The organism is Lactococcus petauri (assembly GCF_002154895.1).
Classification (GTDB): domain Bacteria; phylum Bacillota; class Bacilli; order Lactobacillales; family Streptococcaceae; genus Lactococcus; species Lactococcus petauri.
Genome location: NZ_MUIZ01000001.1, coordinates 324,295 through 351,151, shown reverse-complemented (window position 1 = coordinate 351,151; position 26,857 = coordinate 324,295). Strand labels below are relative to the sequence as shown.

Below are 26,857 nucleotides of genomic sequence, written 5' to 3'. Positions count from 1 at the left end.
AATAAAAAAGGAAAGGAAAAAGATGTGGCAGAAAAAGAACCGTGGGATAAAGAAATCTATAAGGCCATGAAAGCAGATTCCGAAAAAAGTCGTTCGGGCAGCAAGCCAAGAAAAAAACACAATAACAAGTCATTAACTTCACGTGCTTTAACCTTTACTGTCGTGACGATGTTTTTACTGGTTGGTTTCATGATTGCCTTTATTCTTTGGAATAATCAAACGCAACATAGCGGTGGATTTGCTCAGGAAAATCCAGAAAAAACTGTAGAGCAAACCACGGAGCAACAAACAGAACAGACTACTGAAGAAGTGAAACCAGAAGAAAGTACTGTAGCTCCACCGCCAACCACTGAAGAATCTTCCACTGAAGAGGGTGGAACTTATGTTATTGTAGCTGGAGACGATCCAAGTAAGATATCAGCGAAGACAGGCGTTGCATGGTCTGTAATTGCCAGCCTTAATAATATCTCAGCAACAGGATACAATGCCGATGGTTCACCAATATCACCTGGGCAAGTATTAAAATTAAAATAATAAAAAGTATTCATATATAGGAAAGAAACATGATAAAGTTACAAATTGCTGTTGATGGTCCCGCCTCAAGCGGAAAATCAACTGTCGCTAAAATCGTTGCACAAAATCTTGGGATTATCTATTTAGATACAGGTGCGATGTACCGTGCTGCAACTTTGGTTGCCCTCCAAAACAAAACGGAGGATCCTCAAAAAATTATTGATGTGATCAAGAAAAAACCAATTTTCTTTAAAAATACGGCTGATGGACAACTTGTATTTTTAGGAACAGAGGATATTACTAAGATTATTCGTACAAACGAAGTAACACAGAATGTTTCAAAAATCTCTGCTTTAGCTCCAGTACGGGAATTTTTAGTTGCTGAGCAACAGCGCATTGCTGACGAAGGTGGCATTATCATGGATGGACGTGATATTGGTACGGTTGTCCTACCTCATGCAGATTTGAAGATTTTCCTCGTGGCTTCTGTGGATGAACGAGCAGAGCGTCGTTATAAAGAAAATTTACAAAAAAATATTCCTACTGATTTGGAAAAACTCAAAGTGGAAATCGCCGAACGAGATCGTAAGGATAGTACACGAGCAGTTTCCCCTCTAAAACAAGCAGAGGATGCAATTTTACTAGACAGTACAGGAAAAACGATTGATCAAGTGGCAGGTTTCATCGAAGAAAAAGCACGAGAACTCTTGTAATCAATCAATTTTTAAAGGAACAAACGGAGTAAAGGTATTCCGTTTGTTTTTCTATAAATGAAGGAGGGCAACTTTGGAAATAAGAAGTATTGGGCGAACAGACTATAAAGAAGTTGAGCAGTTAATTCGTCAATCATTTAGCAGGTCCGAACATGGTTATGGTAATGAAGCAGAGCTTGTGGAAAAGATTCGGACAGATTGCAGCTATGTCGATGGTTTAGAAGTTGTCGCCACTGAAGGAGCGAAAATTATTGGTTATGGTTTACTAAGTGAAGTCGAGATTATCAACGCTAAAGAAAGTTTTACAGGACTGGTTCTTGCGCCATTAGCTGTTTTACCTTCTTGGCAAGGTAAAAAAGTGGGAGAAAATTTGCTGAAAGAGTTGGAAAAGCGTGCCGTTCAACAAGATTTCCCTTTTATAAGTATTCTGGGGCATCCCCAATATTATTCTCGTTTTGGCTATGTATCTGCTGAAAAATATAAGGTTACGGCACCATTAGACGTTCCAGCAGAAGCTTTTATGATTCGTCCTTTACAACCCAATGCACTAAAAAATATTTCGGGGTGTATCAAATATGCGCAAGCCTTTGATGTATAAACAGGGTGTGAGCAGCAGTAATAATATCAACTTCCACTTGATTTAAGCTATTTCTTTAAACTGGCTCACAATCTCCATTTATAAATTTTGTTATAATAAAGATAAAATTTTAAAAAAGGATTTCTATGCTTACTTATCTCCATGCTATTCAAATAGGTGTATTGCTCTTCTTTGTTTTTTTCTTGCTGAGCCTTATTCCTTATATGATTGTTCAATATCGTAAATATGGACGTGTTAACCCTTGGCGGTTTATTGTCAATTTTTCTTTTGTCCTTTATATAGTTTGTGCTTATGCGATGACTATTTTTCCTTTGCCTGATGTGGCACAGGTTGCACAGATGACAGGTCCTAAGCAAAATCTTGTTCCCTTTGAATTTGTACGTCAGTTCATCGCTTATAACCCGCTGGTACTTAACGAGCCTTCTACATGGCTAATGGCCTTGAAAGCACCAAGTTTCATCCAACCTTTTTTTAATCTTCTTTTGACATTGCCATTTGGGATATATTTGCGTTACCTCTTTAAGCGTAATTTTTCGCAAACCTTAATGTGGAGTTTCATGCTCACCTTATCGTTTGAACTTTTACAGCGTTCGGCTCTTTTTGGTCTTTATCCTCGTCCTTATCGTCTTTTTGATGTTGATGATTTAATGATTAATACGCTAGGAAGTTTGCTTGGTTTTGGGATTGCTTGCCTACTTGTTAAGGTTTTACCAGATTTGGATGCCAAACAAGCCATTCCTGCTCAGATTGGGATGATACGTCGAAGTATTGCCTTTGGCGTAGATTTTGTTTTAGCAAATATTATTGCAAACATTGTACCTCATTTCTATATAGCAATGCTTATTACATTTGTGGGGATTCCAGTCATTTTTGGTGTCACTTTTGGCCAAAAACTTCTTAAGATAAGGATAGAAGGAAGTCGTTGGAAGATTTTAAGTCGACAACTCTTATCTTTCGTTAATTTTGGGATTATTGGTCTCTTGTCTTATTTCTTACAACGTTCAGGCTATATTCCACAAAAAGAATTGGGACAAAATTTCTTAATGGTAGTCCTTTCTTTCATTCTTCTTCTGTTACCTCTATTAGATATTCTCTTTGCCACACTTTCCCGTACACGAAAGCTGTGGTATGAACGCTTGAGTCAAACAGAGTTAAGTGCAAAAGAAATTTGAAATAAAAAAACGTTAAATCTACTAACGTTTTTTTTACTAAAAAGATGATTATTTATAAACGATGCCCGACACCGCGGCCAAACAAACCCGAAGTGGATATTTTGTTATAAAATTCGGTTGTCATAGGTGTTAAATTATAGCGAAGAGCTAGTGGGCGTAATTGAGCCTCTAATTGGGTTAAGGCTTCTTCAAGATTACCTTGACTTTCAATGCGATTTTTGGCTTCTAATATTAAAGCACGTTCCCACTCACGAATATGTTTACTCAAGATTAAATTATACATTTCGTTCAATATTTCAGTCTGATTTAACGGTTTTTTCATAGTTAAATTATAGCATGCAAACCTTTTCATTATGCTATAATGTGCTTGGAGGAAGAGCTATGAGTAAAGAAATTGCAGTTTTTGCTGGTGGATGTTTTTGGTGCATGGTTGAACCTTTTGAAACTCGTCCAGGTATACTGTCTGTTACCAGCGGTTATACCGGGGGGCATGTCGATGACCCGACATATGATGAAGTATCGGGTAAATATACGGGACACACTGAAGCTGTGGAGATAATTTTTGAAAATACCGTTATTTCTTACGAGACCTTACTGGGAATTTACTGGAGTCTTATTGATCCGACGGATGGAGAAGGTCAATTTTACGATCGAGGCAGTAATTATAGACCAGTTATCTACGTTGAGAATGATGAGCAACGTCAAACTGCTGAGAAAAGCAAGCAGGAATTGTCGGAGTCGGGGCTTTGGGATAAACCAATCATAGTCCCTATAGAAAATACGCAAACATTTTGGCCAGCTGAAGATTATCACCAAGATTTTTATAAAAAGAACCCTAAAAGATATAAACAGATGCACAAGGCACGTGAACAGTTTCTGAAAGTTAAACGCTTCAGAAATAAATTTTTTGGCAAAAAAGCTTAAGAAAAGGATCTGTATTTTGCTGAGAATTATGAAAGGCTTTTATCAAAAATAAAAAATCATGATATAATAGACAGATAATGAAAGATAATAAACAAAAACGTTTTGAATACTTAAGAGCAAATAAAGCTTACTTAAGTGAACGCGAAAAGCAAGAATATTATGAACTAGTAGAAGAAATAGAAGGGTGGCAGGCCCTTGAAGAAGAATATGCGGCTGACATAGAAGAAGAGCGCGCACAGTCTGAAAGTTCTTCTTCTGAGAGACGGAGTAGATCCAGCCGTTCTTTAGATTCAGCACCAGCGCCCTTTTTATCCAAACGTGGGAAAAAGAAAGATAACCGTCGTGCGGAAGAGAGCATTGATGATGAAAGGCCTGAGGAAGCAGCAAGTAAAAAGCCAAGGAAAAAGAAAAGTTGGATAAAACGGATTTTCTTTATCTTAATCGCCTTGATTTTGATTATGATTGGTTTCTTCATTTATGGTTATCAGCGTGGGATTAGTCGAGAAGGTGGCGCGATCAAAGCCGAACAATTCAATGGTGCTGCCAATGCGGATGGCTCAGTCAATATCCTTCTCTTAGGTGCTGATCAACGACCAGGACAAAGCTCAGGAGTGGCCCATTCAGACAGTATTATGGTTTTGAATATTGGCAAAAGCGGCAAAATGCAATTGGTGAGCTTTATGCGTGATACTTTGGTCAACATTCCAGGAGTTGGTGATGCAAGCCAAGGACCTAACATGAAGCTTAATGCAGCCTTCACGATTGGTGAGCAAAATGAGAATCAAGGTGTTGAACTTGTGCGTCAAACCTTGCAACAAAATTTTGGTATAAATGCCAAATATTACGCTGTGGTTGATTTCTCAAGTTTTGCAACAGTGATTGACTCAATGTTCCCTGGTGGAGTAAAGATTGATGCCAAATTCGCCACAATTAATGGTCAAAAGTTTGATGAAGTCCCTGTACCGGATGATTTAGCAGAAACTGAAGGGATGGCTAAAAACGATAAGGAATTGAGTGCAGAAGAAGCCGCGGCCTTGGGCTATCCTGATGGTGGTGGAATCTTTATGATGATTAAGCAAGGCCCACAACGAATGGATGGACGTACACTTTTGAACTATGCACGTTTCCGCCACGATGATCAAGGAGACTTTGGCCGTGTGCAACGTCAACAACAAGTGATGCAAACTCTCACATCGAAAGTTAAAAATCCTTTGACACTCTTTACTGGTGCAAGTGCCTTGGGTACAGCTCGAGCTGTTACAATGACTAATCTTTCTAACACATTCCTGATCACAAAAGCTTTACCGGCAATGTTTGGCGGTATAGAAAACACAACCATCCCATCCGACAATGATTGGCAATCTGCCTATGATATGTACGGAGGTTCAGGTATCCTCATTGATATGGACAAGTATAGTGCAAAAGCACAAGAACTTTTAGGACAATAAAAAAAGCATTCAACTATAAGTTGAGTGCTTTTTTAGTTTGTTATCCTTTATCTGCACCAGCAGTGATTCCTTTAACATAGAATTTTTGCATAACAATGAAGAGAATAGTGATAGGAATGGCGATAATCACACATCCTGCAACAAATTGGGTAAAGTTTGTTGCAGAGGAACCTCTGGAGTTGGTCATCATGTTTTGCAAGCCATAGGCAATGGTCCTTGATTTAGGATCGCCACCACCTAAGATGACACTCGCAAAGAGGAAATCAAGCCAAGGTGCAATAAAAGCAGTGAGTGATGTGTAAACAATCATTGGTTTTGACAAAGGCAAGGTAATTTTGGTGAAAATTTGCCATTTGGTTGCACCGTCAATCACAGCGGCTTCATCAATTGATGCAGGGATTGTATCAAGGAAACCTTTAAAGATATAGAAGCCTAAACCAGAGCCACCTATATAAATCAAAGTCAGTCCCACTAAGTTGGTCATATTGAATGATTTGAGGATGTAATAAAGAGCAATCATCGCCATGATACCTGGGAACATTCCAATGATAAGTGCTAACTGTAAGAATGGTTTGCGCAATTTGAAGCGTAAACGTGACAATACATAAGACATAACAGTAGTAATCAGCGTGTTAACAACTGCACAGATAACAGCGATGACAAAAGTATTAAGGAGCCAATGTCCGTAAGGATAAACCGGGTTATTGAAAATACCAGTAAAATTATCCAGGGTCCACTGCTGGGGAATGAATGTCGAAACAAAACCAGTGTTATTTTTAGAAAAGCTGGTAAGGATAATCCATACAATTGGGAAAATCCAGATGATTGCAAGTAAGGTCAAGAGCAAGTATCTGAGTACTAATGAAGCTTGACGTTGGCGTTTATATGATTTCATTTTAGCCCTCCTTAAAAGCATTTGTACGGCGGTAAGCAAACAATGAAGCTGTAGCTGAGATGATAAAGATAACGATACCAATAGCTGAAGCGATGTTATAACTTGGAATCGACTTCATGGTTAAGCTATAAAGCCAGGTAATTAATAAGTCAGTGGAACCTGCTTGGAAGTATTCGGCGTTCAGTGGTCCACCACCAGTCAAAAGGAAAATAACGTTGAAGTTGTTAATATTCCCGATAAATTGTTGAATCAAGGCAGGGGTCATAACGAACAAAATTTGAGGGAAGGTAATAGAGCGGAAAATATCAAAACTGTTGGCACCATCAATTTTAGCTGCTTCAATCTGATCTGATGGCAAGTTTTGGATAATCGCTGTTGAAATTAACATAGAGACAGGAATACCAATCCACATGTTAACGCCGATAACAGAAAACTTCGCTAACAAAGGATCCATTAAAAATGGAATAGGATGATCAATAAGACCGATACTTTGGAGCCAACTGTTGAGCGGCCCATTGTTGTCTAGGAACATGTTCATCATTAAGAGTGAAACAAAAGAAGGAACAGCCATAACGATAACAAAGAGTGTCCGCCAGAAAGCTTTAAATTTAATTCCAGATGATTCAATCAAAAGAGCAAGTAAGACACCAAAGAAGAAAGTTGTCGCTGTTGCAGCCACAGCCCAAACGAGAGTCCAGCCTAAGACAGGGAAGAAAGTTCCAGCGATGTTACCGGTCAGAATCTCACCAAATGAAGCGAACCCCGTCCAAGAAAATCCAATAGGATGATCTTGATTAAAATTGGTAAAAGCAATGGTAATCATGAAAAGCAAAGGAGCAATCGTGAAAATTAAAATACCGAGTAAGGGAATCGCCATCAGTGTGTAATGGAGGCGACTATCTAAGAGCGTAGCCAAATCCTCCATAGTCGTAGGGATATGCTCTCCGTCACGATTCAAGACATAGAGATGACGTGTGGAACGAAGGCTTGTAATATAGATAACTGCAACCATTGCAATGAGCACTAAGGACATGACACCAAAAAGGAGGATGAGCATGGAGTTGTCAGGTTGTTGAGTGACATAAATTTGTCGTGCTTCATCAAAAACGACTTGCTTAGTCTTGACATGTCCAAGGCTACTCAAAAGACTGATGGAGCTAATGCCATTGAAGATGAGCCAGAAAAGGAAGACAATTTCGATAATGAGGAAGCTAAGGCCCTTGAGCCATTGTTTATTTTTTAGTTGCGCTAAACCCATGATAAAGAAGCTGAGTTTTGTGAAAATATCACCTTCATGCCACACCTCTTTGTATGTTGCTTCAGGAGATGGTTTAATTTTCTTTTTAAACATATATTTTACCCTTTTGTATATAAAAAATAAGAGGATTAGGATGAGCCCAATCCCCTTAAGTTAATCAAAAATTATTCAGTAGCTGATGAGATTGATTTTACGAAATTATCAAGTTGTGCTTGGTATTGTGTAGCCGGAGTCTTACCTGTGTAGGCATTCTCAATAAGTGGGGCAGCCAAGTTCCAGAATGTTGCCATTTGTGGCATCTTAGGCATCAATGTATCGTTTTCTACTTGTTTGATAACTGCAAGAGCTACGGGATCTTTTGCAACTTCAGAATCTTTTTGGGCTTCTTTTGAAACTGGAATTGCATTATTAGCTTTATAGAGTGCTAATTGTGATTCAGTATTTGATAGATACTGAGCTAAAGCAGAAGCAGCAACAGGATCTTCTGATTGTGAATTCACAGCCAGTGTACCGACACCGGAGAAGGCTTGCATTTGTTTAGATCCTGATCCAAAATCAGCAGTTGGTAAGGTTGTTGCACCAAAGTTGTCGCCAAGGATTTCCTTCACTGTGCTACCGTCCCATGGGCCATCGAGGATTGCTTGTGTTTTACCAGATTTGAGGTCGGCCAGGAGGGCTGTACCTGACTGTTTAACACCAGGATTTGCTTTTTGTTGCGCAAACCAAGTCATAGCTTGAACGCCAGCTTTAGTATTTGCATCTGTACCGTCAACCGTTTCACCATCTTTACCGAAGAGCTGTGTTCCATTAGCTAGGAATACAGGATACCAGTTGTAGGAGTTTGTAAAATCTGTTCCAATTGGTGTTTCTGCTGTAAAATCTGCCCAATCTTTTGGAGCTTCACTAAATTTTGCCTTGTTGTAGTAAACAATATTTGACTGTTCATCTTGTGGATAAGCGTAGAGTTTACCTTTCCAAGAGACAGCATCAACAGCGATAGAAATATCATTTGATTTCACCCAATCTGTTGCTGATGGTGAAAGAGGATTGATGTAGCCCGCTTCAGCCATGGCCCCCAACTGGTCGTTGGGTACTTTAAAGACATCTGCGGCTTGTCCGGGGTCTTTACTCACATCTTGTTTTGCATTTGCAGAACCATTTGGAGACTGTGTGACTGTAACTTTAATGTTTGGATATTCTTTGTTGAAGTTTTTAATTAAATCTTTATAAGAAGCAACATTTGCTGGATCGACCCAGAGTGTAACTGCACCTTTATGGTCTTTAGCATCTGAAGATGAAGAAGTTGTGCTTTCACTACCCTTACTATTCCCACAAGCAGCGAGGCTAGCAAGAGCAATCAGAGAAACGCTACTCAGAGCGATTTTTTTCCATGTGTTCATAAAATATTTCCTCCTAATGAAAATAATTATTCTAATTTGTAATTCTATTTTATGCAAACGCTTCCGTTTTGTCAAGTGCAAACTTATTACAATTTGATTACTGTATGTGTTGGTATATACATGTTATGGCTGCATATAATAGAAAGTTTTACAATGGTTTTTATTTTCGAGAAAAAAATATACTGCAAACGGTTGCGCAAAAGATGAGCTTGTGCTAAAATGAAAAAAACAAGAAAAAAAGAGGTATTTATTCATGAATAAAGCAGCCATTTATCACCGTCCAGAATCAGAATTTGCTTATCTCTATACAGAGGAAACAATTCATATCCGTTTACGTGTTGCACGTGACGACGTTCAAAGTGTTGCATTGATCTATGGTGACCCTTATATGTTTGTAAAACGCGATGATGAATCAGAAATGGTTTGGGATTATCAAGAAGTAGAAATGAAACATGGTTTATCCACAGCAGAAAGTGATTTCTATGTGACAGAGGTCGGCGTTCCACATAAACGTATGGACTACTTGTTCGTGATTACGGATTACGATGGGGAAAAGGTTGTCTATAGCGACTCTGGTATTCTTCCTTACGAAGTAAAATTACTCACAAAAAAATATGCAGCATTTCGTATGCCATTCTTCCATGATGTTGATCGTTTTAAGGCTCCTGAATGGGTTAAAAATACAGTTTGGTATCAAATATTCCCAGAACGCTTTGCTAATGGAAATCCAGCTATTAATCCAGTTGGAGTGAAAGAATGGGATCCAACTGAATCTCCCAATCGTCAAGACTTGTATGGCGGCGATCTCCAAGGAGTAATTGATCATTTGGATCATCTGACAGACTTAGGCGTAAATGGCATTTACTTTACTCCTGTTTTCCAAGCCTATTCTAACCATAAGTATGATACGGAAGATTATTTGAAAATTGATCAGTATTTTGGTGATTTAGAAGTTTTCAAAACATTAGTGAAAGAGGCACACCAACGAGGGATTAAAGTAATGCTTGATGCTGTCTTTAATCATATCGGTGATACTAGCCCGCAGTGGCAAGACGTTCTCAAGCATCAAGAAAATTCAAAATATGCAGATTGGTTCCATGTTAACGAATGGCCAGCAACCTACACACCGACCGAGGATTTTGAAGTTTCTGAAACAGCAACTTACGATACATTTGCTTTTACACCACATATGCCGAAACTAAATACTGCCAATCCAGAAGTTCAAGAGTATTTGCTCAATATTGCAGAATACTGGATCAAGGAATGTGATATTGATGCGTGGCGTTTAGATGTAGCAGACGAGGTCGATCATGCCTTCTGGAAAAAATTCCGTACAACATGTGATTCAGCAAAAGAAGATTTCTATATCTTAGGAGAAGTTTGGCACTCAGCACAACCTTGGCTCGTTGGCGATGAATTTTCAGCAGTTATGAACTATGCTTATACCAATGCAATCATTGACACTTTTGTGAAAGAAGATCTAAGTTTAGAACAAATGGTTTCGACAATTAATGCGCAGCTTATGCTTTATCGTCAACAGACGAATCAAGTCATGTTTAACATCTTAGATTCACATGATACACCACGTCTTTTAACACAAGCCAAAGGAAGTAAAGACTTGGTCAAACAAGTTCAAGCCTTTATGTACCTCCAACCCGGTGTTCCATGTATCTATTACGGTGACGAATATGGTCTAGATGGTGGTGCTGATCCAGATTGCCGCAAATGCATGCCTTGGACTGAAGAACACCAAGACTTAGAAATGTTTGCTTTCTTCAAAGCTTTGGTAGCTTTCCGTAGAGAATACGCAGAGACACTTAGTCAATCTGATTTAGAATGGCAGAGTGTTGATGACACTCAAGGAGTGGTGAAACTGGAACGTGGCGCACTTAAGGCAGTCTTTAATAAGGGGGAACAGCCGGTTAGTGTTGAAGAGGGAGAAATAGTCTTGGCCCACTTGGCTGAAGACAATCATGTTCAGAAAAACGGATTTATAATCTATAAATAGTAGAAATTAAACAAGAGATAGAGATGAAACGATAGCTCATTCTTCTAAAAGATAACTCTGCCCAGATATTGCTTCTTATATGGAAAAATTTTGACATAATAGAGAAAAAGCCCCTCGGTTTCGAGTGAGTGGGTGCAGGGAAACACCTAGAGTAAAATATTTAAGCAGAATTATAGACAAATGTCTTTCTGACTCTATTTATTGTTTGCGAAGGACTAGCTTTAATTTCAAGAGAGATAATCAAAAGGAAAAAAATGAAAAAAGACGATTTTGCGAATTGGACAGGTTACCAGATTTATCCCAAGTCTTTTAAAGACAGTAATGGTGATGGTATGGGGGATTTACAGGGAATTATCGAAAAGCTGCCTTACTTGAAAGATTTGGGGATAGATTTTATTTGGCTTAACCCCATTTACACAAGTCCACAAGTGGATGGCGGCTACGATATAGCTGATTTTTATAGTATTGATGCTCGCTTTGGTAGCTTGGAAGATTTAAAAGAACTTCTGCAAAAAGCGCATGATAACGGCTTGAAAGTGATTATGGATTTGGTTGTGAATCATACTTCCGATCAGCATCCTTGGTTTATTGAAAGTCAAAAATCAAAGGATAATCCCTATCGAGATTACTATCACTGGGCAGATGCAACACCCGAAAAAATGCCGAATGAGTGGCAATCTTTCTTTGGTGGCTCTACTTGGACTTATGATGAGCAGACGCAACAAGCTTATTTTCATGTCTTTGCGAAAGAACAACCTGACTTGAACTGGAAGAATCCCCAAGTGCGTCAGGAAATCTATACGATGATTAAATGGTGGTTGGAATTAGGTATAGATGGTTTTCGTTTGGATGCGATTTCTCATATTCAAAAGGAAGACTGGTCTTTTAATATCAAGTCTCTAAGAGGGAATGACCCTTGGCAGCCTTTTATGAATGTGTCAGGTATTGAAAATTATATGGCTGATTTAAAAGAAATATTTGACCAATATGATGCTTTAACAGTTGGGGAAGCTTCAGGTGTGACTTCAACTGAGGCGCCTGATTGGACGGATGCAAGGTCTGGCTACCTTAAGATGATTTTTGAATTGGAACACAATGTACGTCAGAAGAATTACGCAGGACGTGGCTGGATGTATGGTTACAAAAAGACAATTATACGTTGGCAAAAGGATATGCTTGCACGAGGTTGGAATGCACTTTATTTAGAAAATCATGACCAACCACGAGCAATCAGTTGTTTTGGTGATGGCAGCATCGCGTCGGCTAAAGCTTTAGCCGTATCTTATATGCTTCTTCGAGGGACTCCATTTATCTATCAGGGACAAGAAATTGGAATGAGTAATTTTCCTTTTACAGATATCACCCAGACAGATGCAACTGAAATCAAGCAGGCTTATGAAGCATTAATTTCTCAGGGAATGACTAAAAGTGAAGCTTTGGATACAGTGATGGCAAACAGCAGAGATCACTCTCGTACACCGATGCAATGGGACGCGAGCCCAAACGCAGGATTTACCAGCGGCAAACCTTGGATGCCTATTCATCCAGATTATAAGGAAGTAAACACAGAAAAATCACAGGAGCTTATCGATCTTTATAAAGTCTTAATTCATCTTCGCCATGAGGAAGAAGACATTGCGCGTGGGTCAATAAAGTTTTGGTTTGAGCAACATCTGACAGCCTTTGTTTACGAACGTGACTCATTTTTGATTATTACGAATTTAGGTACTAAAAAGGCACATCTGGAGTTTAACCAAGTAGAAATAGAAGATTACCAGCATATTTTAGGAAGCCGCCCAAGAAAGTTGGAAAAGAAGATGACTTTCCTTCCTTGGGAATATCAAGTGTTTAAGAAAAAGTAAGAAAAGAAAAAGATAGGAAAAAAGATGAAAAAAATCAGCAGAATTATGGAAATTGATCCTTGGCATATCCAATCCAGTAAATTAGAAAAGGAAGAACGCCGTCTTCAGGAATCTTTAACCTCAATCGGGAATGGTTACATGGGAATGCGCGGTAATTTTTCAGAAAAGTACTCAGGCGATCACCATCAAGGTACATATATTGCAGGTGTCTGGTTTCCAGATAAAACGCGTGTGGGGTGGTGGAAAAATGGTTACCCAGAATATTTTGGTAAGGCAATCAATGCTTTAAACTTCTCGGGAGTTTCACTTTTTATCGATGATGAAGAAGTTGACCTTTATACTGATAGTATCACTAATTTCCACCTTTCCTTAGATATGCAAAAAGCAGTTCTCTCTTATTCTTATGAAAAAGCTGGCGTTGCTGTTTCCGTTGAGCGTTTTATGTCGATCGTTCATCCAGAATTAGCTGTCTTCTCCTTCAAATTCTCTAGTGTGGATGGTCAATCGCACAAAGTACGTACTGCTTCATTTATTGATGCTGATGTGCACAATGAAGATTCCAATTATGAAGAAAAATTCTGGACTGTTTTAGATAAAGGAGGCGACAAAGAAGGAACTTACATTGCCAATCAAACGATTGCTAACCCCTTTGGCGTAGAGCAATTTACCGTACTGGCAGGGCAAAGTTTTAAGGGAGATTTTCAAGCTCAAGGGCAAGAAACTCAAGAAGAAAAAGTTATTAATTACCATGAAGCAACTGTGGAACAGGAAACACTACATTTTGAAAAACGTGTGCTTGTTCTGACGAGCCGTGATTATAGTAATTTAGCTGCAATGCATGAAGCCTTAGCAAGCCTAGAAGAAGTAATTCAAGTGAAATCTTATACACAACTTTTACAAGAGCATGCAGAAGCTTGGGGCGAACGTTGGGAACTTGCGGATGTTGAAATTAAAGGTTCTGATCAAGCACAACAAGGTATTCGTTTCAATCTCTTCCAACTTTTTGCAACTTATTATGGTGAAGACGAGCGCCTCAATATTGGTCCTAAAGGCTTTACAGGGGAGAAATATGGCGGAGCAACTTATTGGGATACTGAAGCCTATGCAGTTCCGCTTTATCTTTCTTTAGCAGATCAGCAAGTGACGCAAAACTTATTACGCTACCGTCATAAACAATTGCCCCAAGCACAACACAATGCAAGACAGCAAGGCTTGGTTGGAGCACTTTATCCAATGGTGACTTTTACAGGTATTGAGTGCCATAATGAATGGGAAATCACTTTTGAGGAAATTCACCGTAACGGTGCTATAGCTTATGCTATTTATAATTATAGCAATTATACTGGCGATGAAACCTATTTGGCTCAGGAAGGTCTTGAAGTACTTGTAGAAATTTCACGCTTCTGGGCAGACCGTGTTCACTATTCGGAGAGACAAAAAGCTTACATGATTCATGGGGTTACAGGACCAAATGAATATGAAAATAATATCAATAATAACTGGTATACCAACACATTGGCAACTTGGGTTTTGAATTATACAATGGAAGGTTTGAAAAAATACCCTCGGCCAGATTTACAGGTTTCGACAGAAGAATTATCGCAGTGGACTGATATCACTACCCATATGTATTATCCAACAGATGAAGAGTTAGGGATTTTTGTCCAGCATGATGGCTTTTTAGACAAGGATTTGACGCCAGTTGCGGATTTAGATCCCAAGCACTTGCCTTTGAATCAAAACTGGTCATGGGATCGTATTTTGCGCTCACCATATATTAAGCAGGCAGATGTTTTGCAAGGGATTTATTTCTTTGGCAACCAATATAGCTTAGAAGAAAAATGTCGTAACTTTAACTTTTATGAGCCATTAACTGTTCATGAAAGTTCACTTTCTCCATCCATTCACGCAATTTTAGCTGCCGAACTTGGAATGGAAGATAAAGCAGTTGAAATGTATGAACGGACTGCACGTTTGGACCTTGACAACTACAATAATGATACAGAAGACGGTTTACATATTACCTCAATGACAGGTTCTTGGTTGGCGATTGTGCAAGGTTTTGCCCAAATGAAAACATGGAACGGTCAGTTAAGTTTTGCGCCTTTCATTCCAAATGCTTGGGATGCTTATAGCTTCCGTATTAATTATCGTGGGCGTCTGCTCAAAGTCAGTGTAGGAGAAAAGCTTCAGATAAAATTGCTCAAAGGTGAACCGATTGCCTTAGAAGTTTATGGTGAATCAGTCCAATTGGAAGGTACTTATGAAGCAGAGGTGAAGCATGTTTAAAGCAGTATTATTTGATCTTGACGGAGTAATTACCGATACCGCAGAGTATCATTTTCAAGCCTGGAAAGCTTTGGCTGAAGAATTAGGAATAGCTGGAGTAGATAGAACTTTTAATGAACAGCTCAAAGGTGTATCCCGCGAAGATTCTTTGAAAAAAATATTGGAGCTTGGTGGAAAGAGTGAAACATATGATGCCGAAAGTTTTGCTCAGCTTGCTAAGCAAAAAAATGATAACTATGTCCAAATGATTCAAAAGGTAGGACCAGAGGATATTTATCCTGGCATATTAGATTTGCTGAAAGATTTACGCGCCCAAAATATCAAGATTGCTTTGGCTTCTGCCTCAAAAAATGGTCCATTCCTTCTTGAAGCGATGGAGTTGAGCACGTATTTTGATGCCATTGCTGATCCGGCAAAAGTTGCAGCTTCAAAACCTGCACCAGATATCTTTTTGGCTGCTGCAGCCGGTGTTGATGTTCCTATTACTTCATGTATAGGAATTGAAGATGCCCAGGCTGGTATTGCAGCGATAAAAGCAGCAGGCGCATTACCTTTAGGTGTGGGTTCTGCTGAAGACTTAGGAACGGATATTGCTTTAGTTTCAAATACAAACAGTCTGTCTCTTGAATTATTAACAAAAGTTTGGGAAAATAAGTAGAAGAGAGTAGAATCAGGAGATAGTATATGGCCGTTACGATAAAAGATGTAGCAAAAAAAGCGGGTGTGAATGCTTCAACAGTTAGCCGTGTTCTCAAAGATAGTTCGGAAATCAGTGAGAAGACAAAAGTTAAAGTAAGAAAAGCAATGCAAGAACTCGGCTACACGCGCAATGTGGCGGCTCAGATTCTAGCATCAGGGAAATCTAATACGATTGGAGTCGTCTTTCCTCCTGTCGAAGACAAATCAAACCAACCTTTTTATATGAAAGTTTTGACTTCGATTAATGAAACAGCACGCAAATACGATGTTTCAATTGCTGTTGTGACTGGTTATCAAGAGAGTGAGCTGAAACAACAAGTTGAGTTGATGTATTCCGAGAAGCGCGTGGATGGTTTTATTGTCCTTTATGCGGGGAAAGCAGATAGTGTTCGCAATTACCTTTTTGATAACAAGATTCCTTTCGTTCTTTTAGGCACGCCAACAGAAAAGCAAAATGAAATTACACATGTGGATAACGACAATGTCTTGATGGGGCATGAGGCGACCAAATATTTGATGGATTTGGGGCATTCGGAGATTTCTTTTGTGACCGATACGAAAGATGGTGAAGTCTTTGAGGAACGCTATCAAGGCTATCAAGATGAGATGCTGAAAAAACAGAGCAAGCCGAATTTACTCGTTTTTGAAGAAAACATGACCTTGAAAGAAGAAACAGGCCTTGTTGTTATGGATGAAGTCTTAGCTTTGAAAGTAATCTCTCGCTTGTCAGAGCAAGGTGTAAAAGTACCAGAAGATGTTAGCGTGATTACTTACAACAACTCTGCCTTTTCAACACTTGTTCATCCTTATCTGACAACCTTTGACATCAATATCGTACGTCTTGGAGCAGCAACAGTCGAGAAGTTTCTTGGGCTGACACAAAATGAGGAAGCCTTCCATGATAAAACAATTATTCCTTTTGAGCTTATCTTAAGAGAAACGACAGCGCCTAAAGAAAAAGAGTAAAGAAAAACAGTGAAGAAATCCCTTCACTGTTTTGTAATGAGTAAATTTCAAAAAAAGATTGGCTTTCACCTCCTTTTAGCTTTAAATAAGAAAAAAAGGTCATAATAGTGTAAAATAAAGGGAAGGATGGGCAAATTTCTCGTGTAAATTTTCCCGTTAGTGTAAGAAAGATGGATGCGATGATTAAAATATTATTAGTTGAAGATGACCTCTCTTTGTCAAAATCAGTTTACGATTTCTTGAAATCTTTTGCTGAGGTAAAGCAAGTTTTTGATGGCGAAGAAGGACTTTATGAAGCAGAAATGGGGATTTATGATTTAATCCTCTTAGACTTAATGTTGCCTGAGAAAAACGGATTCGAAGTACTCAAAGAATTACGTGATCAGAATATTGATACACCAGTTTTAATTATGACTGCAAAAGAGTCTTTAGATGATAAGATGCACGGTTTTGATGTTGGAGCAGATGATTATTTGACGAAACCTTTCTATCTTGATGAGTTGAAAGCGCGTATTCAGGCGCTCTTAAAACGTACAGGAAAACTGGAAGATGCTAACGGTCTTTCTTATGGCAATGTGCGTTTGAATTTGACCAATAAGTCAGCATTTGTGAATGACACACCAGTGGAATTAATCGGTAAAGAGTTTGATCTTGTAGTTTATTTGATGCAAAACCAAAATGTCATCTTGCCTAAAGAACAAATCTTTGACCGCATTTGGGGCTTTGACAGTGACACGACAGTAACTGTAGTTGAAGTTTATATGAGTAAAATCCGTAAAAAACTTAAAGATACAGACTTTGCCCAAAATCTAGCTACATTGCGTAATGTCGGCTATATTTTACGGTAAGCTTTATGAAAAAGATAATTGAAAAAATAAAATCGATGCCAATTGTGAAAAATGATGGGAAAAATTTCCTTCATTTTTTTCTAGATTTCACGATCATCTTCTTTGCACTCACAGTAATTATTTTGCAAGTGCTCACAAGCGGGGTCTATAAGTCCACTGACCAAAATTTACGGGATTTAGCAGCTAATCCCGATATATTAAGAGCGCTGGCACTTGATCAGGCGGGAGTTAATCAAGGAACATTTGAAATTAATCAAGGCAATTACAGTCCAACAAACAGTATCGTCATGTACGATGAAAAGGGCAATGTCTTAGGACCAACAGGCAGTGTTGATGCAACAACGAAACCAGGAAGCAGCAGTCAGCAACAAATCATACGTGTCGACCTCGTACGTTATCAACTTGAGAAGACAGCTAAGTTAGACAAGGACGCCCTTGGACAAATCAAGTCGATTTCTATTCGGAATCCTTATGGTCCTGATTGGCATTATCGATATGTTACCTTGGCGATGCCACAATCAAACCTGGACACAACCTATGGTGCAAGTAACATTGCTTATATTCAAGTTTTTAGTAACGTGGATCAACTTCAAGATAGCTTGAGCCGGAGTAATTTTATTATCATTACAACAATGGTTATGTTCTGGTTTATTTCCGTGATTATTAGCTTGTATCTTGCCAACTGGACGCTGCGTCCTGTTATGGTTGCCTATGAAAAGCAGAAAGCTTTTGTCGAAAATGCAAGTCATGAGCTAAGAACGCCTCTCGCTATTTTACAAAATCGCTTAGAATTACTTTTCCAAAATCCGAATGCAACAATAATTGAAGAATCTGAAAATATCTCGGAGAGTCTTTCGGAAGTACGTAATATGCGACTTTTGACGACTAATCTGTTGAACATGGCACGACAGGACAATAACATTAAAACAAATCCTGAGCCAACAGATAAGGAATTCTTTGAAGCCATCTTTAGCAATTACCAGCTCTTGGCAGAAAGTTCTGATAAGTCTTTAAAAACTTCCTTAAAATTTGAAGGAGCTTTAAGTCTAGATCAAAGCTTAGTGAAGCAACTTTTAACGATTTTGTTTGATAATGCGATGAAATATACAGGCGAAGATGGTGAAATTCAAGTTGATGTTCAAAAAAATGGAGCAACCCTTCTACTGAGTGTGTCTGATAATGGAGAAGGAATTACAGCAGCTGATAAGAAAAAAATATTTGACCGATTTTACCGTGTGGATAAAGCAAGAACACGACAAAAAGGTGGCTTAGGTCTTGGCTTATCCCTTGCACAGCAAATAGCTGAGGCACATAATGGCCGAATCACGGTTGAAGATAATCAACCGCGTGGTACAAAATTTACTGTCCGTTTACGGACAAGTCCATCTCCCAAATCAGCAAAAGTGAACAAAAAGTAATAGAATAGATTGTAAACTTATGCACTATGAATAAAAGTGAAAAATGAGTAGAAAGAGGCAAAGATGACTATTTTAGATAAAGTAAATGCGCCAGCAGATTTAAAAAAGCTAAGCGCTGCTGAATTAACCGAACTTGCTCAAGATGTTCGAGGAGCAGTGCTCAATAAAGTCAGTCAGATTGGGGGACATACAGGACCAAATCTGGGTGTCGTAGAATTAACCATTGCTTTGCATAAAGTCTTTCAATCGCCTGTGGATAAATTCGTTTGGGATGTTAGCCACCAAACTTATCCACATAAAATTCTAACAGGACGTAAACACGGTTTTCAAGATGGTCATTTTCATGACATCACGGGTTATACAAGTCAACATGAATCAGAACATGATTTTTTCACTGTTGGACACACCTCAACGTCTGTTGCAAATGCGATGGGGCTGGCTAAAGCACGTGATTTAACAGCGCAAAAAGGTAATATTATTGCTATTTTAGGTGATGGTTCACTTTCTGGTGGCTTAGCATTGGAGGCAATCAGCAATGCAGGTGCTTATGATAAAAATTTCATCCTGATTCTCAATGATAACCAAATGTCAATCGCTGAAAATCATGGTGGGATTTATAAAGGATTAGCTGAATTACGCGCAACAGATGGACAATCACCAAATAATCTGTTTAAAGCATTTGGATTAGATTATAAGTATTTAGCAGATGGTAATAATCTTGAGGCGCTCATTTCTCTTTTTGAAGAAGTAAAGGATATTGACCATCCGATTGTTTTACATGTCAATACCGAAAAAGGACATGGTTATCAACCTGCTGTTGACATGAAGGAAGCCTTCCACTGGCGCTCTCCCTTCAATTTAGCAGACGGCTCTTTGAAAAATATAAGTTCAGCGAAAAATTATACCCGTATTATTCTTGATTATATGGAAGAAAAAGTTGCTGAGGGTATGCCTTTAGTCGCAGTCAATGGTGGAATTCCAATGGTGAATAACCTAAAGGAATTTGCTGAAAAGCACCCAGAAAACTATGTTGACGCTGGGATTGCTGAACAATATGTGACGACCTTTGGCGGAGCGGTTGCAGCAGGTGGGGCACGTGCAATGATTTTTCACAATTCGACCTTCATGCAACGTGCTTATGATCAATTTTTACATGACTTGGCAATCAACAAGGAACCAGCGGTCGTTATTGTAAAATCAGCCTCCATCTCTGGTTCGGATAAAACTCACCAAGGGAGCTTTGCAATAGGTATGCTCTCTAACATTCCTGATTTGGTCTACTTGGCGCCAACGAGTGAAGAAGAGCTTGTAGCGATGTTGGATTGGGCACTGACACAAAAAGACCATCCAGTGGTACTACAAATTCCTGAGCATGGTGTGGAAAATCGTTCAACCGTGTTGACTGATTTCAGTAAAGCACAGTATGGAATTGTGCGTAAAGGTGAAGAAGTTGCCATTCTGGCCTTGGGCGGTCTTTTTAGTCACGGTCAAAAAGTAGCAGAAGAATTGGAGAAATTACAGATCAATGCTACGCTAGTTAATCCAATGTTCGTTGCAGAACTTGATAAGAAAACCTTGAAAGAATTGACTGGGGACCATAAAGTCTTTGTGACCATCGAGGATGGTATTCTTGATGGCGGTTTTGGTCAAAAAGTTGCTGGTTATCTTGGACAATTTGGTGTGAAAACATTGAATTATGGTGCAGATAAAGAGTTTAATGACTCTGTTGCTGTGGATGAACTTTATGATCGTTATCATTTGACGCCAGAACTGATGATTGCAGATATTCTAGAAGCCCTAAAATAAAAGGAAAAAATGAAAAAAGTTTTAGTCAAAACTGTACATGGTTATCAGAGATTTATTTCCCCTCTGTTACCGCCGGCTTGTCGTTATTATCCAACTTGTTCGAATTATATGATTCAAGCTATTGAGAAGCACGGAGCGACCAAGGGAATTGCAATGGGAACCTCAAGGCTTTTACGATGTCATCCATTTTGTAAACCAGGTTATGACTTGGTACCTGATAAGTTTTCCCTGCGAAGAAATTACGAGACACCTGAGGATAAAAAGAAGAAATCTTGAAAAATTTGTTATAATCATAGGTGAGGATGAATTTCCAAGACAGATTTAAACAAATTCATAATTAAAATAAGTAAACAGGACAACCTTCAAGTCATTGGGCTTGGGGGTTTTACTCTTGTAATTCTTACATTATAAGTAAAACGATAAAAGATCAAGATAGGGAAAATATCTGACTTAAAATAATTTAGAAAGTACTTGTTAACTTTTATAAAGTATGCTTTAATTAAATATGTAAAAAGTATTTGACATTATTGGCATCTTCGAGTGACTAGAGCTAAAAAGGAAGAACTCATGTATTTTGGGGCAAAAAATTTAAATGTATATTACGGTAAAAAGCAGGTTCTAAGAGATGTATCTTTGGAAATTGAGCAGGGAAAAACGACAGCGATTATCGGAATAAATGGCTCAGGGAAGTCGACATTACTCAAAGCCTTGGGACGTTTAATCAAGTATGAAGGGGAAGTTATCTATAAAGATGAACGTCTTTCTAATCGTAAAAATCTAGAAATCGCTAAAATATTGACCTTGCTCCCACAAGCCATGCAAGCCCCGAGTGATATAACTGTGTATGAGCTGGTCAGTCTTGGCCGCTTTCCACATCAAAAGCTTACTCAACAGAACTTATCTGAAGCAGACAAGCGCTTTGTGGAGCAAGTCATGAAGGAAACTGAGATTTGGGAGCTACGTAACCAAAGAGTTGCTCAACTTTCTGGCGGACAGCGTCAGCGTGCTTTTATCACGATGATTTTAGCGCAAGACAGTGAAATTATTCTTTTGGATGAGCCGACAACGTATCTCGATCTTTTGCACCAACTTGATATTTTAAAACTGTTAAAAACTTTTGCGAAAAAGATGAACAAAACAGTAGTTTATGTCATCCACGATTTAAACCACGCTGCGCGTTTTGCGGATAATTTAGTTATTGTAAAAGAGGGTGAAATCTTTGCTTCAGGTCCGGTGGAAGAATTATTTACAGAGGAAATTATTCATGAGAGCTTTGGATTACACGTTCGATTAGGTCGTGATCTTTTCTGCCAAACTCTTATGATTACAGGGGTTAAAAATGAAGATTAGGAAGTTTTCTTATCAAGTTGCACTGGCTTTGGTGACAATTATGGTCTTGTCTTTCTTATATCTCATGCTCGGTGATCAAAACTATAGTTTCAGCCAGATTTGGCACGAGAGTGTCGTCTTGCACTTGCGTTTACCGCGCTTATTGGCCTTAATGTTTGTAGGAATTCTCCTCTCCAGTAGCGGACTTCTGGTTCAAAGTATGACAGGTAATCCTATTGCCGAGATATCCACATTGGGGATATCAGGTGGTGCAAGTTTTGCACTTGCTTTGCTTTTAGTGTTCAATCTTTCCACAGGTGGATGGTTGGGCACTGCTGTAGCAAGCTTAGGAGCATTTATTGCTCTCGTTACTGTAGCTGTCCTTACCGTGAAAAGTAAATTTCAACCGATGAAAGTTGTTCTTGTGGGAACTTCTGTTGGCCTTTTTGCGACAAGTCTGGCAAGTATTTTGACCTTTTATAGTAAAAATATGCAGTCTTATTTTTTATGGATTGTAGGTTCCTTTTCCGGAATCACTCCACTAAAATTGGAAATTTTAATGGTTGTGACTGTACTGTTTGTATCAATGGTTCTTTTATTTGCAAATCAAATAAAAGTTTTATCCTTTGGTGAAGAGATGGCAACCAGTCTAGGTATTTCTGTAAATCGTCTCAGATTGTTGATTATGGCTATGGTGGCTCTGGCAAGTGGGGTGACAGTTTCGAGTGTCGGTGTGATTAGTTTTGTCGGACTCATGGCGCCACATTTGGCAAGGCGACTGGTAGGAGGACATTTTTTAAAAAGGTTCTTTATGAGCAATTTATTAGGCGTGATGCTATTACTTGTAGCAGATGTGTTGGCCCGTAATTTGTTCAAGCCTTATGAATTCCCAGCAGGCAGCTTAACTCTTTTATTTGGCGCAATTTTCTTCATTTATATGATGAGTAAGGAGGAAAAATGAAAAAGAAATTTTTATTTTTAATATTCCTCTTGGTTGCCTTTATTATTATCGACTTGACGCACTTTTCGACAGATTGGGATTTACTATCCATATTGATTCCTCAGTTTAGAATGCCAAGGACACTTGTGGTACTTATTGCAGGAACTGCTTTGGCTATGGCTGGCTATATTATTCAGACTGTAGTGGATAATCCTTTAGCAGATGCGGGTACACTTGGAATTACAAGTGGGGCCAGTGCAGGTGCGGTACTGTTCCTTTTTCTTAGTCAGTGGTTGAAACTTTCGGGCTCTTGGATCTTTATGTATCCTTTATTTGCCTTGTTGGGAGGACTTTTTTCCTTTACCTTGCTCTATCATCTTGCGCTAAAGAAAAATGTAAGTAATATCCAAGTCCTTCTGATTGGATTAGGAATTACCGCTCTATTTCAGGCCTTGATTACCTTAGCTCAACTTTCCATTAATCGGTTTGATTTTCAGCAAGTAGCGGTTTGGTTATCCGGAGACATCTGGCAAACAGATAAAACCTTTATTAGTGTGAATCTGGTCCTGTTGATAATTGGTCTGGTTATTTTCATTTTTTTCCGAAAAGAGTTAGACTTACTAAGTTTGGGTCAAGAAATGGCAACAAGCCTTGGATTAAATGTGAAAAAGAGTAAAATACAATTTTATATATTGGCACTACTTTTTGCATCAATTGGCGTTTTATTAGTTGGCGGTCTTGCCTTTATTGGCTTGATTGCACCACACATAGCCCGCGAACTGGTGGGATTTGAAAGTAAAAAACGAGCTTTGATGACTGCTTTGGTCTCAATGATTATTTTACTTTTAGCAGATAGTTTATCGCAAATTATTATTGCACCGTCAAGCTTACCGCTTGGTTTTGTGGTTGCTCTTATAGGTGCGCCTTACTATATATACTTAATACAAAAAATTTGAAAGAGGATTTCATGAAACACCTTAAATTATATTCTATAGCTTTAGCAGCAGTTGGCCTTTTGGGCCTTTCTGCATGTTCAAACTCAGATGTATCACAATCCCAAAAAGAGGAAAAGGTAACCTTCACTGCCTTAAATGGTGAAGTAGAAGTTCCTGCGCATCCGGAACGTATTGCAGTACAGAATTATCCGGATGATGTTGCAACCTTAGGTGGAAATGTAATTGGGACGGATTCTTGGGCTTTTCCTAATCCTTATTTGTCAGATAAACAAAAGGAAAATATGGTTGATCTTGGTTCGCCAAGCTTTAATATTGAAAAACTTATTGGTCAAAAGCCTGATTTGATTGTGACAGTGGATAAAACTCAAGTTTCTGATTATGAAAAAGTAGCACCTACTGTACTTGTTAACTATCAAGATTTGAATGATATGGATAAATCTTTGGATTTCTTTGCCAAATTGTTGAATCGTGAAGATGAAAAGAAAGAGTTTCTCAAAACTTTTGACAAAAAAGCTGAAGAGCAAAAAACAAAGCTAAAAGCTCAAGGCATAGATACTGCACAATCAAGCATTTCCTTGCTAGAGCTCCAAGGCGATAAAATTTACGCTTATGGCGATAACTTTGCGCGCGGTGGTCAAGCACTTACGCGTGGTCTCGGATTCCAAGAATCGCCAAAAATGTCGGAATTATCCGAAGGAACAGGATATGCAGAAGTCAACGCTGAAAGCCTCAAAGATTTTGATGCAGACTATATTTTTATCGATTTTAAAAATGCAGATAAAGCACAATATGAAGCACTTCAAAAAAATCCTGTGTGGAAAAATCTCAAGGCAGTTAAAGAAGGGCATGTCATCACAATGGATTATGAGAAGGTCTATTTCTTTGGTGGTCCCACAGCTTCAATGGCGCAGCTGACTGATTATACAGATGCACTATTAAAACAAACGAAATAAAAATTTGGATACATAAACTCTTGGAAGCTTTTTCGAGAGTTTTTTTAGACAAAAAGAGGGATAGTGTTATTTAAAACTCTTTTTTTGAGCAAAATTCACAAGAAAACAAGAAAAACAGAAAATTTTAGACTTTTATTTTGCTATAATGAAAATAAGCATATAGTAGATGTGTTAAAGTCTCAAATGTTAAAAATAAAAAGGATTTTGCGATCCTTTTTAAAAAGGAATTTTTTCATAAAAAAAAGATGAAATACCATGATTTCATCTTTTTGCTGTCGACTACATTTGGAAATTTTTCTTTATGAAGCAGGATAAAGACGTTATCCAAGCCATCAGAGGCATTTTTCAAATCTACTTAGCACTTGCAAATTATTTTTATTATGGTACAATTTTGTATTGTAAATGGTTTGTATCATCAAAATATCAGGAAGTACAAATGAAAACAGATTTTGACAAAATTAATGAATGGTTGATTCAACTTTTCCACGACTGCATGAACTTAGAAGAACAGTTCTTGAAGGATTCTGATTACCCAGATGTAACTGTGAAAGAACTTCAACAAATGACACTTATCCATACTTTGGGAACTTGCCGCGCTACAGACATTGCAAGGAATCAAAAATTAGCCCTTTCAACAATCACCATTACACTCAATCGCTTGGAAACTAAGGGATATATCAAGCGCGAACGATCAGATCGTGACCGTCGTGTGGCTTATATCGTATTGACTGAAAAAGGTATGGCTCTCTGTGCATCGCACAGCGAATTTTTCCGTAGCATTTCAGAAAAACTTATGTTAAGTGTTTACGGGACTACCGAAAACAAACTTGCAGGCGAACTTGAAGAATTACATAAGTCATTGGAGAATATGAAATAATGCCTTTCGCTAAAATTACCCAGGTGGCACACTATGTGCCCGAAAATATTGTGTCAAACGATGATTTGGCAAAAATCATGGACACGAGTGACGAGTGGATTTATTCACGGACGGGTATTAAGCAGCGACACATTACAGTTGACGAAAATACCAGTGATCTGGCTGCTAAGGTTGGTGAACAACTCTTAGCTCAAGCTGATTTGTCAGCAGACCAGATTGATTTTATTATCGTGGCGACTATCTCACCTGATAGCAGTATGCCAAGTACGGCAGCCTTGGTCCAAGCAAAAATTGGTGCACATCGTGCCTTTGCTTATGATTTAACAGCTGCTTGTTCGGGTTTTGTTTTCGCTTTATCAACGGCTGAGAAGCTTATTGCCGGCGGCTACAAACGTGGTATGGTTATTGGTGCAGAAGTTTTGTCTAAATCTTTGGATTGGTCGGATCGTTCTACCGCTGTTCTTTTTGGAGATGGTGCAGGTGGTGTTCTTTTGGAAGACACAGGTACACAACCTTTGATTATCGCAGAAAATCTAAGAACAGATGGCTCTCGAGGTGATTCCCTTACCTCAAATTATTTAGCACTTAATCCTGAACTTAGTGGTCAAGTTAACCATGTTACAGAGTTCATAAAAATGGACGGACGGGCGGTCTTTGACTTTGCGACACGTGACGTTCCAAAGAATATCCAAGAAACCTTGGAAAAAGCAAATCTGAAACCTGAAGATATTGACTATTTTTTATTGCATCAAGCAAATTCTCGAATACTTGATAAAATGGCTAAGAAATTAGGTGCTGAACGCAGTAAATTCCTGCAAAATATGCAAGAATATGGCAATACAAGTGCAGCTTCGATACCTATTCTCTTGTCAGAATCGATAAAAAATGGTAAACTTTCTTTGGACGAAAATTATAAAATTGTCCAGACAGGTTTCGGTGGCGGCCTCACATGGGGGACGCTCATTATTAATCTTTGATAAGATTG

At 38.6% G+C, this 26,857-nt stretch carries 25 protein-coding genes; 21 read left to right on the top strand and 4 right to left on the bottom strand.

Annotation, left to right across the window (positions count from 1 at the left end):
* Positions 1 to 24: 24 nt before the first annotated feature.
* The 4 genes from BZZ03_RS01840 to BZZ03_RS01825 all read left to right on the top strand — a co-directional run bounded on the left by BZZ03_RS01840 (position 25) and on the right by BZZ03_RS01825 (position 2,996).
* Positions 25 to 534 carry an SAG1386/EF1546 family surface-associated protein gene (locus BZZ03_RS01840; RefSeq protein WP_004258888.1) on the top strand — a complete coding sequence of 170 codons (510 nt, stop codon included), beginning with the start codon at positions 25 to 27 and terminating at the stop codon, positions 532 to 534.
* A gap of 29 nt (positions 535 to 563) precedes the next feature.
* Positions 564 to 1,226: a (d)CMP kinase gene (cmk, locus tag BZZ03_RS01835; protein ID WP_019293076.1), complete on the top strand. Its 663-nt coding sequence runs from the start codon at positions 564 to 566 to the stop codon at positions 1,224 to 1,226.
* A gap of 73 nt (positions 1,227 to 1,299) precedes the next feature.
* The gene (locus tag BZZ03_RS01830; protein WP_086582240.1) at positions 1,300 to 1,824 is read left to right on the top strand and encodes a GNAT family N-acetyltransferase; all 525 of its coding nucleotides are present in this window, start codon (positions 1,300 to 1,302) and stop codon (positions 1,822 to 1,824) included.
* 125 nt (positions 1,825 to 1,949) lie between these two features.
* Entirely contained in the window at positions 1,950 to 2,996 is a 1,047-nt protein-coding gene (locus tag BZZ03_RS01825; RefSeq protein WP_061413505.1) for a VanZ family protein, read from the top strand.
* A gap of 52 nt (positions 2,997 to 3,048) precedes the next feature.
* Here BZZ03_RS01825 and BZZ03_RS01820 read toward each other — a convergent pair whose 3' ends face one another.
* On the bottom strand, positions 3,049 to 3,318 hold the full coding sequence (locus BZZ03_RS01820) for a bacteriocin immunity family protein (protein ID WP_019293073.1): 270 nt from the start codon (positions 3,316 to 3,318) through the stop codon (positions 3,049 to 3,051).
* A 59-nt stretch (positions 3,319 to 3,377) separates the two neighbouring features.
* Here BZZ03_RS01820 and msrA point away from each other — a divergent pair, with 59 nt between their 5' ends.
* Together msrA and BZZ03_RS01810 are read left to right on the top strand one after the other, a co-directional pair.
* Positions 3,378 to 3,920 (top strand): peptide-methionine (S)-S-oxide reductase MsrA, encoded by a 543-nt coding sequence (gene msrA, locus BZZ03_RS01815; RefSeq protein WP_086582238.1) that lies wholly within the window; start codon positions 3,378 to 3,380, stop codon positions 3,918 to 3,920.
* Between the two features lie 77 nt (positions 3,921 to 3,997).
* Positions 3,998 to 5,368, top strand: coding sequence for an LCP family protein (locus tag BZZ03_RS01810; protein ID WP_086582237.1), 1,371 nt, complete (start codon positions 3,998 to 4,000; stop codon positions 5,366 to 5,368).
* Positions 5,369 to 5,408: 40 nt separating this feature from the next.
* Here the strand turns inward: BZZ03_RS01810 and BZZ03_RS01805 are convergent, their stop codons facing one another.
* The 3 genes from BZZ03_RS01805 to BZZ03_RS01795 all read right to left on the bottom strand — a co-directional run bounded on the left by BZZ03_RS01805 (position 5,409) and on the right by BZZ03_RS01795 (position 8,921).
* A complete protein-coding gene (locus tag BZZ03_RS01805; protein ID WP_004258862.1) occupies positions 5,409 to 6,263 on the bottom strand; it encodes a sugar ABC transporter permease in 855 nt (284 codons plus the stop codon).
* A gap of 1 nt (position 6,264) precedes the next feature.
* Complete coding sequence (locus tag BZZ03_RS01800) at positions 6,265 to 7,614, bottom strand: carbohydrate ABC transporter permease (RefSeq protein WP_086582236.1); 1,350 nt, start codon at positions 7,612 to 7,614, stop codon at positions 6,265 to 6,267.
* A gap of 71 nt (positions 7,615 to 7,685) precedes the next feature.
* Positions 7,686 to 8,921 (bottom strand): extracellular solute-binding protein, encoded by a 1,236-nt coding sequence (locus BZZ03_RS01795; protein WP_019293810.1) that lies wholly within the window; start codon positions 8,919 to 8,921, stop codon positions 7,686 to 7,688.
* Between the two features lie 253 nt (positions 8,922 to 9,174).
* Here BZZ03_RS01795 and BZZ03_RS01790 point away from each other — a divergent pair, with 253 nt between their 5' ends.
* The 15 genes from BZZ03_RS01790 (at position 9,175) to BZZ03_RS01720 (ending at position 26,849) form a co-directional block, all read left to right on the top strand.
* Positions 9,175 to 10,929, top strand: coding sequence for a glycoside hydrolase family 13 protein (locus BZZ03_RS01790; protein ID WP_086582234.1), 1,755 nt, complete (start codon positions 9,175 to 9,177; stop codon positions 10,927 to 10,929).
* A gap of 254 nt (positions 10,930 to 11,183) precedes the next feature.
* Positions 11,184 to 12,791 (top strand): alpha-glucosidase, encoded by a 1,608-nt coding sequence (locus tag BZZ03_RS01785; protein WP_086582232.1) that lies wholly within the window; start codon positions 11,184 to 11,186, stop codon positions 12,789 to 12,791.
* A 24-nt stretch (positions 12,792 to 12,815) separates the two neighbouring features.
* Positions 12,816 to 15,080 (top strand): glycoside hydrolase family 65 protein, encoded by a 2,265-nt coding sequence (locus BZZ03_RS01780; RefSeq protein ID WP_086582231.1) that lies wholly within the window; start codon positions 12,816 to 12,818, stop codon positions 15,078 to 15,080.
* Positions 15,073 to 15,738: a beta-phosphoglucomutase gene (gene pgmB, locus BZZ03_RS01775; protein WP_086582229.1), complete on the top strand. Its 666-nt coding sequence runs from the start codon at positions 15,073 to 15,075 to the stop codon at positions 15,736 to 15,738. Before BZZ03_RS01780 ends, pgmB begins: the two co-directional genes overlap by 8 nt.
* A 26-nt stretch (positions 15,739 to 15,764) precedes the next feature.
* Entirely contained in the window at positions 15,765 to 16,745 is a 981-nt protein-coding gene (locus tag BZZ03_RS01770; RefSeq protein ID WP_086582228.1) for a LacI family DNA-binding transcriptional regulator, read from the top strand.
* Between the two features lie 179 nt (positions 16,746 to 16,924).
* Positions 16,925 to 17,593 (top strand): response regulator transcription factor, encoded by a 669-nt coding sequence (locus BZZ03_RS01765; RefSeq protein WP_213438991.1) that lies wholly within the window; start codon positions 16,925 to 16,927, stop codon positions 17,591 to 17,593.
* A 5-nt stretch (positions 17,594 to 17,598) separates the two neighbouring features.
* Positions 17,599 to 19,011 (top strand): sensor histidine kinase, encoded by a 1,413-nt coding sequence (locus BZZ03_RS01760; protein WP_061413491.1) that lies wholly within the window; start codon positions 17,599 to 17,601, stop codon positions 19,009 to 19,011.
* 63 nt (positions 19,012 to 19,074) lie between these two features.
* Entirely contained in the window at positions 19,075 to 20,817 is a 1,743-nt protein-coding gene (locus BZZ03_RS01755; protein WP_061413489.1) for a 1-deoxy-D-xylulose-5-phosphate synthase, read from the top strand.
* Positions 20,818 to 20,826: 9 nt separating this feature from the next.
* Positions 20,827 to 21,093, top strand: a complete 267-nt coding sequence (gene yidD / locus BZZ03_RS01750) for a membrane protein insertion efficiency factor YidD (protein ID WP_019293801.1) — start codon at positions 20,827 to 20,829, stop codon at positions 21,091 to 21,093.
* 291 nt (positions 21,094 to 21,384) lie between these two features.
* The gene (locus BZZ03_RS01745) at positions 21,385 to 22,167 is read left to right on the top strand and encodes an ABC transporter ATP-binding protein (protein ID WP_086582226.1); all 783 of its coding nucleotides are present in this window, start codon (positions 21,385 to 21,387) and stop codon (positions 22,165 to 22,167) included.
* On the top strand, positions 22,157 to 23,107 hold the full coding sequence (locus tag BZZ03_RS01740; protein ID WP_019293799.1) for a FecCD family ABC transporter permease: 951 nt from the start codon (positions 22,157 to 22,159) through the stop codon (positions 23,105 to 23,107). The genes BZZ03_RS01745 and BZZ03_RS01740 overlap by 11 nt, the downstream gene beginning before the upstream one ends.
* Positions 23,104 to 24,042, top strand: a complete 939-nt coding sequence (locus BZZ03_RS01735; RefSeq protein WP_086582225.1) for a FecCD family ABC transporter permease — start codon at positions 23,104 to 23,106, stop codon at positions 24,040 to 24,042. The genes BZZ03_RS01740 and BZZ03_RS01735 overlap by 4 nt, the downstream gene beginning before the upstream one ends.
* Positions 24,043 to 24,053: 11 nt before the next feature.
* Positions 24,054 to 24,995 (top strand): iron-hydroxamate ABC transporter substrate-binding protein, encoded by a 942-nt coding sequence (locus BZZ03_RS01730; RefSeq protein WP_019293797.1) that lies wholly within the window; start codon positions 24,054 to 24,056, stop codon positions 24,993 to 24,995.
* Positions 24,996 to 25,431: 436 nt separating this feature from the next.
* The gene (locus tag BZZ03_RS01725) at positions 25,432 to 25,872 is read left to right on the top strand and encodes a MarR family winged helix-turn-helix transcriptional regulator (RefSeq protein ID WP_004258807.1); all 441 of its coding nucleotides are present in this window, start codon (positions 25,432 to 25,434) and stop codon (positions 25,870 to 25,872) included.
* On the top strand, positions 25,872 to 26,849 hold the full coding sequence (locus BZZ03_RS01720) for a beta-ketoacyl-ACP synthase III (protein ID WP_086582224.1): 978 nt from the start codon (positions 25,872 to 25,874) through the stop codon (positions 26,847 to 26,849). Before BZZ03_RS01725 ends, BZZ03_RS01720 begins: the two co-directional genes overlap by 1 nt.
* Positions 26,850 to 26,857: the final 8 nt, after the last annotated feature.

What these genes read in the sequence shown, in the direction of transcription:
- cmk (WP_019293076.1), top strand. Translation starts at nt 564, where the DNA reads ATGATAAAGTTACAAATTGCTGTTGATGGTCCCGCCTCAAGCGGAAAA.
- BZZ03_RS01825 (WP_061413505.1), top strand. Translation starts at nt 1,950, where the DNA reads ATGCTTACTTATCTCCATGCTATTCAAATAGGTGTATTGCTCTTCTTT.
- BZZ03_RS01820 (WP_019293073.1), bottom strand. Translation starts at nt 3,318, where the DNA reads ATGAAAAAACCGTTAAATCAGACTGAAATATTGAACGAAATGTATAAT.
- msrA (WP_086582238.1), top strand. Translation starts at nt 3,378, where the DNA reads ATGAGTAAAGAAATTGCAGTTTTTGCTGGTGGATGTTTTTGGTGCATG.
- BZZ03_RS01810 (WP_086582237.1), top strand. Translation starts at nt 3,998, where the DNA reads ATGAAAGATAATAAACAAAAACGTTTTGAATACTTAAGAGCAAATAAA.
- BZZ03_RS01805 (WP_004258862.1), bottom strand. Translation starts at nt 6,263, where the DNA reads ATGAAATCATATAAACGCCAACGTCAAGCTTCATTAGTACTCAGATAC.
- BZZ03_RS01800 (WP_086582236.1), bottom strand. Translation starts at nt 7,614, where the DNA reads ATGTTTAAAAAGAAAATTAAACCATCTCCTGAAGCAACATACAAAGAG.
- BZZ03_RS01795 (WP_019293810.1), bottom strand. Translation starts at nt 8,921, where the DNA reads ATGAACACATGGAAAAAAATCGCTCTGAGTAGCGTTTCTCTGATTGCT.
- BZZ03_RS01790 (WP_086582234.1), top strand. Translation starts at nt 9,175, where the DNA reads ATGAATAAAGCAGCCATTTATCACCGTCCAGAATCAGAATTTGCTTAT.
- BZZ03_RS01785 (WP_086582232.1), top strand. Translation starts at nt 11,184, where the DNA reads ATGAAAAAAGACGATTTTGCGAATTGGACAGGTTACCAGATTTATCCC.
- BZZ03_RS01780 (WP_086582231.1), top strand. Translation starts at nt 12,816, where the DNA reads ATGAAAAAAATCAGCAGAATTATGGAAATTGATCCTTGGCATATCCAA.
- pgmB (WP_086582229.1), top strand. Translation starts at nt 15,073, where the DNA reads ATGTTTAAAGCAGTATTATTTGATCTTGACGGAGTAATTACCGATACC.
- BZZ03_RS01770 (WP_086582228.1), top strand. Translation starts at nt 15,765, where the DNA reads ATGGCCGTTACGATAAAAGATGTAGCAAAAAAAGCGGGTGTGAATGCT.
- BZZ03_RS01765 (WP_213438991.1), top strand. Translation starts at nt 16,925, where the DNA reads ATGATTAAAATATTATTAGTTGAAGATGACCTCTCTTTGTCAAAATCA.
- BZZ03_RS01760 (WP_061413491.1), top strand. Translation starts at nt 17,599, where the DNA reads ATGAAAAAGATAATTGAAAAAATAAAATCGATGCCAATTGTGAAAAAT.
- BZZ03_RS01755 (WP_061413489.1), top strand. Translation starts at nt 19,075, where the DNA reads ATGACTATTTTAGATAAAGTAAATGCGCCAGCAGATTTAAAAAAGCTA.
- yidD (WP_019293801.1), top strand. Translation starts at nt 20,827, where the DNA reads ATGAAAAAAGTTTTAGTCAAAACTGTACATGGTTATCAGAGATTTATT.
- BZZ03_RS01745 (WP_086582226.1), top strand. Translation starts at nt 21,385, where the DNA reads ATGTATTTTGGGGCAAAAAATTTAAATGTATATTACGGTAAAAAGCAG.
- BZZ03_RS01740 (WP_019293799.1), top strand. Translation starts at nt 22,157, where the DNA reads ATGAAGATTAGGAAGTTTTCTTATCAAGTTGCACTGGCTTTGGTGACA.
- BZZ03_RS01735 (WP_086582225.1), top strand. Translation starts at nt 23,104, where the DNA reads ATGAAAAAGAAATTTTTATTTTTAATATTCCTCTTGGTTGCCTTTATT.
- BZZ03_RS01730 (WP_019293797.1), top strand. Translation starts at nt 24,054, where the DNA reads ATGAAACACCTTAAATTATATTCTATAGCTTTAGCAGCAGTTGGCCTT.
- BZZ03_RS01725 (WP_004258807.1), top strand. Translation starts at nt 25,432, where the DNA reads ATGAAAACAGATTTTGACAAAATTAATGAATGGTTGATTCAACTTTTC.
- BZZ03_RS01720 (WP_086582224.1), top strand. Translation starts at nt 25,872, where the DNA reads ATGCCTTTCGCTAAAATTACCCAGGTGGCACACTATGTGCCCGAAAAT.